Genomic DNA, 8,624 nt, shown 5'->3' on the forward strand with positions numbered 1-8,624 from the left:
CATGCTGATCGGTCATCCTCCGGAATCCCGCGACGACGAGCCACACGGCGCGCGTGCGCATTTTCTTCAGGTGTTTCTGTCGCAGCGCTCGCAGATGGAAGCGCTGGTGAACCGGCGCGTCGGCTGCCGGGCCACGGCGGCGGATCTGGTGCAGGATCTGTTTCTGCGTTTCTGGCGTCGGCCACTGGTGCAGGTCGAAGAGCTCAGTACCTATCTTTTGCGTTGCGCCGGCAACATCGCCATCGATCATTTGCGCAGCGAAGGTACGCGGGTGCGGGTCAATGAGGGCTGGCAACCGGACGCGCCGGACAGCCACGGCAGCGAACCGCAAGCTGCGCTCGAAGCAGGCAATGATCTGCGCCATGTCGAAGCGGCGTTGCGCGCCTTGCCCGAACGCACACGGCAGATCTTTTTGCTCAATCGCATCCACGGTCGCAAGTACGCGGACATCGCCAAGGCCATGGGCTTGTCCCAAAGCGCGGTGGAAAAACATATGATGCGCGCCCTCGAGGCCTGCAAGGCCAGCCTGCGCGAACCCGCGCCACGTCTGCCAGGGAAAGCACCGTGAATCACACCGACCGCATCGTCCCGACGCCGACTCAGGAACAGGCCGCACTCGCCTGGCTGAGTCTTCTGCATGACCGCCCGAGCAGCGGCGATCAACTGACCTTCAGCCAGTGGCTGCGCGCCGACCCGGCCCACGCCGAGGCTTACGCGCAGGCGCAAGTGCTGTGGGAGCTAAGCGAAAGTCCGGCGCGCACCCTGGCCGATGAAGATGCGTTTGCGTTGCAGGCTTACCTCAATGCGATGGATCGCCCGCGTCGCTCAGCGCTTGTGCGCTTGTCGGGCGCGCTGGCGATGGCCGCGTGTCTGATGCTGATGATCAGTCTCGGCACCGGCTGGCAACCGCAGCGCTGGGTCGATGATCTGGGCGCCGATTACGTTTCGGCGCCGGGCGAGATCCGCACCGTGACGCTGGCCGATCAATCGCAAGTCACACTGGATGCCGACAGCGCCATCGCCGTGGATTTCAGTCAGGGCGAGCGGCATGTGCGGTTACGTCGCGGCGCCGGATTTTTCAGTGTCACGCATACCGGCGAGCCGTTCGTGGTCGAGGCCGAAAAAGGTCAGGCGCGGGTACTCGGCACGCAGTTCGAAGTGCGTCTGCAACCTCGCGGTGCGCAGGTCACGGTGCTGTCCGGGCGCGTTGGCGTGACGGCGGATCGCGACGCGCCGCAGCAGATTCTGACGGCCGGCCAGCAAGTGGCCTATGGGCTGGGCACTGCGGAAAAACTGCACGCGGTGGACAGCGAAGCGCAACTGGCCTGGCGTCAGGGCTGGCTGAATTACTACAAGACACCACTGGCCGATGTGGTGCAGGATTTGCGGCGCTATTACCCGGGGCGGATCGTTGTACTCAACGATGAGCTGGCGGCGCGCAAGGTCAGCGGCAGTTTTCCGAGCAAGGACCCGCAGGCGGTGTTGAGTTCGCTGCAAGGAGTGATGGGGTTTGAGCAGCATCAGGTGTTGGAGCATCTGATTATTTTGCGCTAGGTCTACTGGCCTCTTCGCGAGCAAGCCCGCTCCCACAGGGGAATGCATTCCAGATGTGGGAGCGGGCTTGCTCGCGAAGGCGTCAGAACTACCGACGCTGCTCCCGAAAAATATTTTCAAAATTGTGGTGAGGTAAACCACAGGCCCATCCGTGTAGTGACTGAAACTGCGAGTCATTCGCATCCGTTGCGGTTCTACACAGGTCATTGAGCAATGAAGTCCAGGGCAAAATCGGGTTCGGTCAAACAGTGGTTAGGTGTTTCGGCATTGAGTTTTTGCGCATTGGCGCTGTTGCCGATGAGCGTGGCGCTCGCCGCTGAAACCGTCAGCAGCCCGGCGCAAAAGCAGTTCAGTTTTTCCCTGAGCGCCAAACCGCTGCCCCAGGCCCTGAGCGACTTCAGCCGTGTCACCGGGCAAAGCGTGGTCTACACCGATGAAGCGCCGTACGGCCTCAACGCCCCGGCGGTCAGCGGCCAGATGAGTGCCGAACAGGCGCTGCAACGCTTGCTCAGTGGCTCCGGCATGACCTTCCGCCGCACCGACAGCCACACCTTCGCGCTTGAGCCGCAACCCACCGCGGGCGCCCTCAATCTCGGCGCCACCACCATCACCTCGATGCGCGACGAGTCGATGAGCTACCAGCCGCCGCAAACCAGTTCGGTGATGCGCTCCTCGGCTTCGCTGCAGGAAATCCCGCAGACCGTCAACGTGATCCCGGCTCAGGTCATCCGCGATCAGACCCCGCGCAATCTCGACGATGCGCTGGCCAATATCAGCGGCATTACCCAGGCCAATACCTTGGGCAGCACTCAGGATTCGGTGATGATTCGCGGCTTTGGCGACAACCGCAACGGCTCGATCATGCGCGACGGCATGCCGATTGTGCAGGGTCGCGGGATGAACGAGACCGTTGATCGTGTCGAAGTGCTTAAGGGCCCGGCCTCACTGCTGTACGGGATTCAGGACCCGGGCGGCGTGGTCAATCTGGTCAGCAAGAAGCCGGAACTGACGCAATACAACGCTTTGACCCTGCGCGGCTCGACCTACGGCGACGGCAAGAATGGCAGCGGCGGCAGCTTCGACAGCACCGGTGCGCTGGGCAATTCCGGCCTCGCTTATCGCATGGTGCTGGATCACGAAGACGAAGATTACTGGCGCAACTTCGGCACCCATCGCGAGACGTTGATCGCGCCATCGCTGGCCTGGTATGGCGAGCGTACCAAGCTGCTGTTCTCCTACGAACACCGCGAGTTTCTCACGCCGTTCGACCGTGGCACGCTGATCGATCCGCGCACCAACCATCCGCTGGACATCTCGCGCAACGAGCGGCTGGACGAGCCGTTCAACGACATGGAAGGCCGCTCCGACCTGTACCACTTCGAGGCCGACCACGAACTCAACGACGACTGGAAAGCCCACTTCGGCTACAGCTGGAACCGCGAAACCTACGACGCCAGCCAGGTGCGCGTGACCGCCATCGACACCAAAAAAGGCACGCTGACCCGCAGCATGGACGGCACGCAAGGCGCGATCAGCACTGACCGCTTCGCCACCGCCAGCCTCGAAGGCAAGGTCAACCTGTTGGGCATGCAACATGACCTGGTGTTCGGCGTCGACGACGAGTACCGCAAGATCTACCGCGCCGACCTGATCCGCCAGAAAAGCCTGAGCACCTTCAGCTACGTCAACCCGGTCTACGGTCGCGAAGTCGAAGGCACCACCGTCAGCCCGGCGGACAGTGCGCAGACCGATCTGCTGCGCAGCGATTCGGTGTTCCTGCAGGACTCGATCCACCTCAATGACCAGTGGATTCTGGTTGCCGGCGGGCGCTTCCAGGAATACGACCAGTACGCCGGCAAAGGCGTGCCGTTCAAGGCCAACACCGACAGCAACGGGCAGAAATTCGTACCGCGCGCCGGTCTGGTGTATCGCTACACCGACGAGTTGTCGTTCTACGGCAGCTACACCGAATCGTTCAAACCCAACTCGACCATCGCCCCGCTCAGCGGCAGCAGCACCGTGCTCGACGGCAGCATCGCGCCGGAGGAAGCCAAGTCATGGGAGCTGGGTGCGCGCCTGGACATGCCGGGGCGCATCACCGGGAATATTGCGTTGTTCGACATCAAGAAACGCAACGTGCTGGTCTCCAACTCTGAAGGCCCGACCACTATTTACAGCGCGGCGGGCGAGGTGCGTTCCCGTGGTCTGGAACTGGACCTGACCGGCCAGCTGACCGACCGTTGGAGCGTGATCGGCGCCTATGCCTACACCGATGCCGAGGTCACCGAAGACCCGGACTACAAAGGCAATCGTCTGCAAAACGTGGCGAAGAACAGCGGCTCATTGTCGGCGGTGTATGACTTCGGCAGCGTGATCGGTGGCGATCAACTGCGGGTCGGCGCCGGGGCGCGGTATGTCGGCGAACGCGCGGGCAACGCGGTGAATGATTTCGACCTGCCGAGCTACACCGTGGCCGATGCGTTCGCCACTTATGACACCAAGCTTGAGGGGCAGAAGGTCAAGTTTCAGCTCAACGTGAAGAACCTGTTCGACCGCACCTACTACACCTCGGCGGCGAGCCGGTTCTTTGTGTCGATGGGGGATTCGCGGCAGATTTCGTTGTCGAGCACGTTGGAATTCTGATCCGCAACCGCGTCATCGTTCTTCGCGAGCAAGCCCGCTCCCACAGGTTCCCCGGTCGGACACAAACGTCTTGAACGGCCGCAGACCTTGTGGGAGCGGGCTTGCTCGCGAAGAGGCCCGAACAGGCAATAAAAATCCCCTCTAACGCAAAAACGCCTGCCGATATTCCCCCGGCGTCCCACCCAATACCTGCCGAAACCGGTTGGTGAAATGACTGGCACTGGCAAACCCGCACGCCAGCGCAATCTCCCCCAACGGCAACGCCGTGCCGCGCAACAACTCCCGCGCCCGGCTCAAGCGTCGCGCCAGCACGTACTGATGCGGCGGCAAGCCAAAGCTCACGCGAAACATTCGGGCAAAGTGGTATTCCGACAGCGCACACAATCCGGCCAGTTGCCCGAGGCTGATCGGCTCGGCCAACTGATTGTCGATGAACTCGACCAACTGCCGACGCTGATGCGGCGCCAGTCCACCCTTGAGGCGCAACCCCTGACGGGCGCCGACCTGGCTGAGCAAGGTATGGCTGATCAATTCATGGGCAATGCTGCTGGTCAGCACGCGCTCGGCAGGCTCTTCCCAATTCAGCGTCAGTAACTGGCGAAAACGTCGCGCTTGCTGCGGATCTTCCAGAAAGGTCTGCTCGCGCAGTTGCATCTCCCGCGGCTCGCGATCAAGCAGCGTGACGCAACCGAGGGCAAATTGTTCGGCGCTGAAATACAGGTGAGCGAGGCGGATATCACCGTTGATCACCCAGCCGGATTCGTGATCCGCCGGCAGGATGCACAGCTTGTCCGGCCCGCCCTTGTGTCCCGGTTGCCCGCGACGAAAAGTGCCGGTGCCGCCGGCGATGTAGCAGGACAGGGTGTGATGGCTCGGCGCTTCGTATTCCTGGGCGTCGTGGTGGTTGGTCCACAGGGCCGCAGACAAGCCGTCACCGAGCTCGGCGCTGTGCACAAGGCGCGCGTTCGGCGAGCGGTTGAGGGCTTGAAAGACTTGCAGGGTATCGATAGCGGCCATGTTCGGTTCTCTCCAACGCATTGCATCCTACTCCGTAGACGTCGCGCTGCCAGCCTGTCGGGCGACAAAAGCGCAAGAATCTGCAAGCGCCCCGACCCTTGCTGCCGCACCCTGAATCGCTGTTAAACGTAAAACCTGTGGCGAGGGAGCTTGCTCCCGCCGAGTGCGCAGCACTCATGAACGGGGCCGCTTCGCAGCCCAGCGCGAGCAAGCTCGCTCGCCACAGAGTGTCCCGTGTCCTCAGGAGTCTCGTCATGAACCTTTCGCTGTATCTGCTGACCGTGCTGATCTGGGGCACCACCTGGATTGCCCTGAAATGGCAACTCGGTGTGGTGGCGATTCCGGTGTCGATCGTCTATCGCTTTGGCCTCGCTGCGTTGGTGCTATTCGTATTGCTGCTGCTCAGTCGGCGACTGCAACCGATGAATCGGCGCGGGCATCTGATCTGCGTGGCGCAGGGTTTGTGCCTGTTTTGCGTCAACTTCATGTGCTTCCTGACGGCCAGCCAGTGGATTCCCAGCGGACTGGTCGCGGTGGTGTTTTCCACGGCCACTTTGTGGAACGCACTCAATGCACGGGTATTCTTCGGTCAGCGCATCGCCCGTAACGTGCTGATGGGCGGCGCGCTCGGCCTGTTCGGTCTGGGGATGCTGTTCTGGCCGGAACTGGCCGGCCATCACGCCAGCCCTGAAACGTTGCTCGGGCTTGGTCTGGCGCTGTGCGGCACGCTGTGTTTCTCGGCGGGCAACATGCTCTCGAGCCTGCAGCAGAAGGCCGGTCTGAAACCGTTGACCACCAATGCCTGGGGCATGGCCTACGGCGCGGCGATGTTGTCGGTGTGGTGCCTGGTCAAAGGGATTCCGTTCGACATGGACTGGTCGCCGCGTTACGTCGGGGCGTTACTGTATCTGGTGATCCCGGGTTCGGTGATTGGCTTCACCGCCTACCTGACGCTGGTCGGGCGCATGGGGCCGGAGCGCGCAGCCTATTGCACGGTACTGTTCCCGGTGGTGGCGTTGAACGTCTCGGCGTTTGCCGAAGGGTATCAATGGACTGCGCCGGCGCTGGTCGGACTGGTGTTGGTCATGCTCGGGAACATTCTGGTGTTCCGCAGACCTCGTGCAATACAGGTGCCGGCTCAGGGAAAGTTGGCCTGATGGTGAATTGAGTCGGGCGCTGTTTCAGCGCTCGACTCTTATGACGATATAAATCAGCAGCGGAAATATGACGTCGACAATGTGTCGGGCCCAGTCCTTGGCGTTCCAGGTTTGTGAAGTATCCATGTCAAACCATTCAACGCCGATTACTTGCAGGCACAAGTAGTAGATAAACAGCGCGATCAATAAACCGATGATTGAAAACCGCTTTGCTTCGTGAAATTTTTCTTTCGAAGCATTTATGTTTTTCAACAGATGATAAGTGCCTAACAGGCAAAACGCGGTGTAGGTCACTTCCAGCGTGATAATGAGCCAGTAGATCCGATGGTGAAGCATGGGGGAAGTGATCGCGCGATAGCGGATGCTGAGGTTGTGTTGGGTAGTGTCCATGCTCAGAACATGCCCGACATACTCATAGTTTGAAGCATAGTCAGTGAAGTTGCTGTACATCACCAGCAAGCCAAAAAAACTGATATAGCCCATCAGTATGACTTTGCTGAAGCGGATGATTTTATCCGTGGTCAGAGTGTTCAAGTGAGTGTTCTCCATGATATTTATCGAGAAGTCGACAAGTCAGGAGAGTTTATAGCGGGTGTTTTTATTTCGGTGCAGGGTTGAATTTCAAAACATGTGCGGGGAGAAACTTGTCGGGCAAGTATCTTTTGATACTTGCCCGATGTTTTTTAACCGCGCCAGACCTGTGGGTTCACCAGATCCTGTGGACGTTCGCCGAGCAAAGCGCTGCGCAAGTTGGCCATTGCGCGATTGGCCATGGCTTCGCGGGTTTCATTCGTAGCGGAGCCGATGTGCGGCAATGTCACTGCGTTTTTCAGCTGAAACAGCGGCGATTCGGCCAGCGGTTCTTTCTCGTAGACGTCCAGACCGGCGCCGCGGATGCGGTTGTTTTGCAGGGCTTCGATCAACGCCGGTTCGTCGACCACCGGGCCACGGGAGATGTTGACCAGAATCGCACCCGGCTTCATCAGCGCCAGTTCGCGGTGGCTGATCAGGTGGCGGGTCTTGTCGCTGAGCGGTACTACCAGGCAGACGAAGTCGGCTTCGGCCAGCAGTTGGTCGAGGCTGCGAAACTGTGCGCCGAGTTGCTGTTCCAGCTCAGTCTTGCGACTGTTGCCGCTGTAGAGGATCGGCATGTTGAAGCCCAGGCGTCCGCGGCGGGCGACGGCGGCGCCGATGTTGCCCATGCCGACGATGCCCAGGGTCTTGCCGTGCACGTCGCAGCCGAACAGCGGGGCGCCGACACTGGCCTGCCACTGGCCAGCCTTGGTCCAGGCGTCGAGTTCGGCGACGCGGCGGGCGCTGCTCATGATCAGGGCGAAGGCGAGGTCGGCGGTGCTTTCGGTGAGCACGTCCGGGGTGTTGGTGAGCATGATTCCGCGTTCATTGAAGTAGGCGAGGTCGTAGTTGTCGTAGCCGACCGACACGCTTGAGACCACTTCCAGTTTTGTCGCGGTTTCGAGTTGGGCCTTGCCGAGTTTGCGGCCGACGCCGATCAGGCCGTGGGCGTGGGGGAGGGCTTCGTTGAACTGGGCGTTGATGTCGCCGTTCTTGGGGGTGGGGACGATGACGTCGAACTCCTGTTGCAGGCGTTCGATCATGGGTGGGGTGATGCGGCTGAAGGCCAGGACTGTTTTTTTCATCGGGCTTGGGCTCGGCTGTCTTGATTGCCAAGCACGCTAACATTTCTGTTTTGGGTTGTCTTGGCGGCCTTTGGGCCGACCATGCTCTTGGGGTTTTGGGGGTTTATCCGTTGCTTCGGGGGTTGCGGCTGGCGGTTTCGCCCTTACGGCGAGTCACTTTGGCAAACGCCCCAAAGTAACCAAAAGTCTGGGCCCCGGCGTTCGGCCCTCGCTTAGGCTCGGGTTCCTTCGTTGCGGGATTCATCCGGGGGCATCGCCTCCGGTTTGCTTCGCTGCACCTCCTCTCGATGCATTTGGCTGCGCCAAACGGTCGCTGCGCTCCCACCCCCGGATAAACCCCTCCACTCAGCCTGCCGATGGGGCCGGCACGGCAAGATCAAGAGCCGCAGCCGAGCTTGCGCTCATCCTGTTGAGTGGTGAAAAGCATGCGGTCTGTCTGGACTGCTTTGCTTTTCTGTGGGAGCTGGCTTGCTAGCGATGGCGGCCTACGAGCCGACCAATCCCCAACTGACCACACCCAATCCAACTGTGGGAGCGGGCTTGCTCGCGAAAGCGGTGTGTCAGTCACCGCAAGTGTTGGATGTGTTGCAACTTT

The 8,624-nt window shown here is 60.8% G+C and carries 7 protein-coding genes; 4 read left to right on the forward strand and 3 right to left on the reverse strand.

Going from position 1 to position 8,624, the window contains the following annotated elements:
• Position 1: 1 nt before the first annotated feature.
• The 3 genes from AC27VU_RS05435 to AC27VU_RS05445 all read left to right on the forward strand — a co-directional run bounded on the left by AC27VU_RS05435 (position 2) and on the right by AC27VU_RS05445 (position 4,197).
• Positions 2 to 568 carry an RNA polymerase sigma factor gene (locus AC27VU_RS05435; RefSeq protein ID WP_003221797.1) on the forward strand — a complete coding sequence of 189 codons (567 nt, stop codon included), beginning with the start codon at positions 2 to 4 and terminating at the stop codon, positions 566 to 568.
• Complete coding sequence (locus tag AC27VU_RS05440; RefSeq protein WP_488723599.1) at positions 565 to 1,554, forward strand: FecR family protein; 990 nt, start codon at positions 565 to 567, stop codon at positions 1,552 to 1,554. Before AC27VU_RS05435 ends, AC27VU_RS05440 begins: the two co-directional genes overlap by 4 nt.
• 213 nt (positions 1,555 to 1,767) lie before the next feature.
• Entirely contained in the window at positions 1,768 to 4,197 is a 2,430-nt protein-coding gene (locus tag AC27VU_RS05445; RefSeq protein WP_488723600.1) for a TonB-dependent siderophore receptor, read from the forward strand.
• Positions 4,198 to 4,338: 141 nt separating this feature from the next.
• Here the strand turns inward: AC27VU_RS05445 and AC27VU_RS05450 are convergent, their stop codons facing one another.
• The gene (locus AC27VU_RS05450; RefSeq protein WP_003221805.1) at positions 4,339 to 5,214 is read right to left on the reverse strand and encodes a helix-turn-helix domain-containing protein; all 876 of its coding nucleotides are present in this window, start codon (positions 5,212 to 5,214) and stop codon (positions 4,339 to 4,341) included.
• A gap of 254 nt (positions 5,215 to 5,468) precedes the next feature.
• Here AC27VU_RS05450 and AC27VU_RS05455 point away from each other — a divergent pair, with 254 nt between their 5' ends.
• Positions 5,469 to 6,371 carry a DMT family transporter gene (locus AC27VU_RS05455; protein ID WP_103485833.1) on the forward strand — a complete coding sequence of 301 codons (903 nt, stop codon included), beginning with the start codon at positions 5,469 to 5,471 and terminating at the stop codon, positions 6,369 to 6,371.
• A 24-nt stretch (positions 6,372 to 6,395) separates the two neighbouring features.
• Here AC27VU_RS05455 and AC27VU_RS05460 read toward each other — a convergent pair whose 3' ends face one another.
• Together AC27VU_RS05460 and AC27VU_RS05465 are read right to left on the reverse strand one after the other, a co-directional pair.
• Complete coding sequence (locus tag AC27VU_RS05460) at positions 6,396 to 6,905, reverse strand: DUF2165 family protein (RefSeq protein WP_003221807.1); 510 nt, start codon at positions 6,903 to 6,905, stop codon at positions 6,396 to 6,398.
• A 149-nt stretch (positions 6,906 to 7,054) separates the two neighbouring features.
• Positions 7,055 to 8,029, reverse strand: a complete 975-nt coding sequence (locus tag AC27VU_RS05465; RefSeq protein ID WP_488723601.1) for a 2-hydroxyacid dehydrogenase — start codon at positions 8,027 to 8,029, stop codon at positions 7,055 to 7,057.
• Positions 8,030 to 8,624: the final 595 nt, after the last annotated feature.

The sequence above is a fragment of the Pseudomonas sp. 14P5.3.2 genome (assembly GCF_057799175.1).

Excerpts from the sequence above, each read along its gene's own strand:
- AC27VU_RS05435 (WP_003221797.1), top strand. The coding sequence starts at position 2 with ATGCTGATCGGTCATCCTCCGGAATCCCGCGACGACGAGCCACACGGC.
- AC27VU_RS05445 (WP_488723600.1), top strand. The coding sequence starts at position 1,768 with ATGAAGTCCAGGGCAAAATCGGGTTCGGTCAAACAGTGGTTAGGTGTT.
- AC27VU_RS05450 (WP_003221805.1), bottom strand. The coding sequence starts at position 5,214 with ATGGCCGCTATCGATACCCTGCAAGTCTTTCAAGCCCTCAACCGCTCG.
- AC27VU_RS05455 (WP_103485833.1), top strand. The coding sequence starts at position 5,469 with ATGAACCTTTCGCTGTATCTGCTGACCGTGCTGATCTGGGGCACCACC.
- AC27VU_RS05465 (WP_488723601.1), bottom strand. The coding sequence starts at position 8,029 with ATGAAAAAAACAGTCCTGGCCTTCAGCCGCATCACCCCACCCATGATC.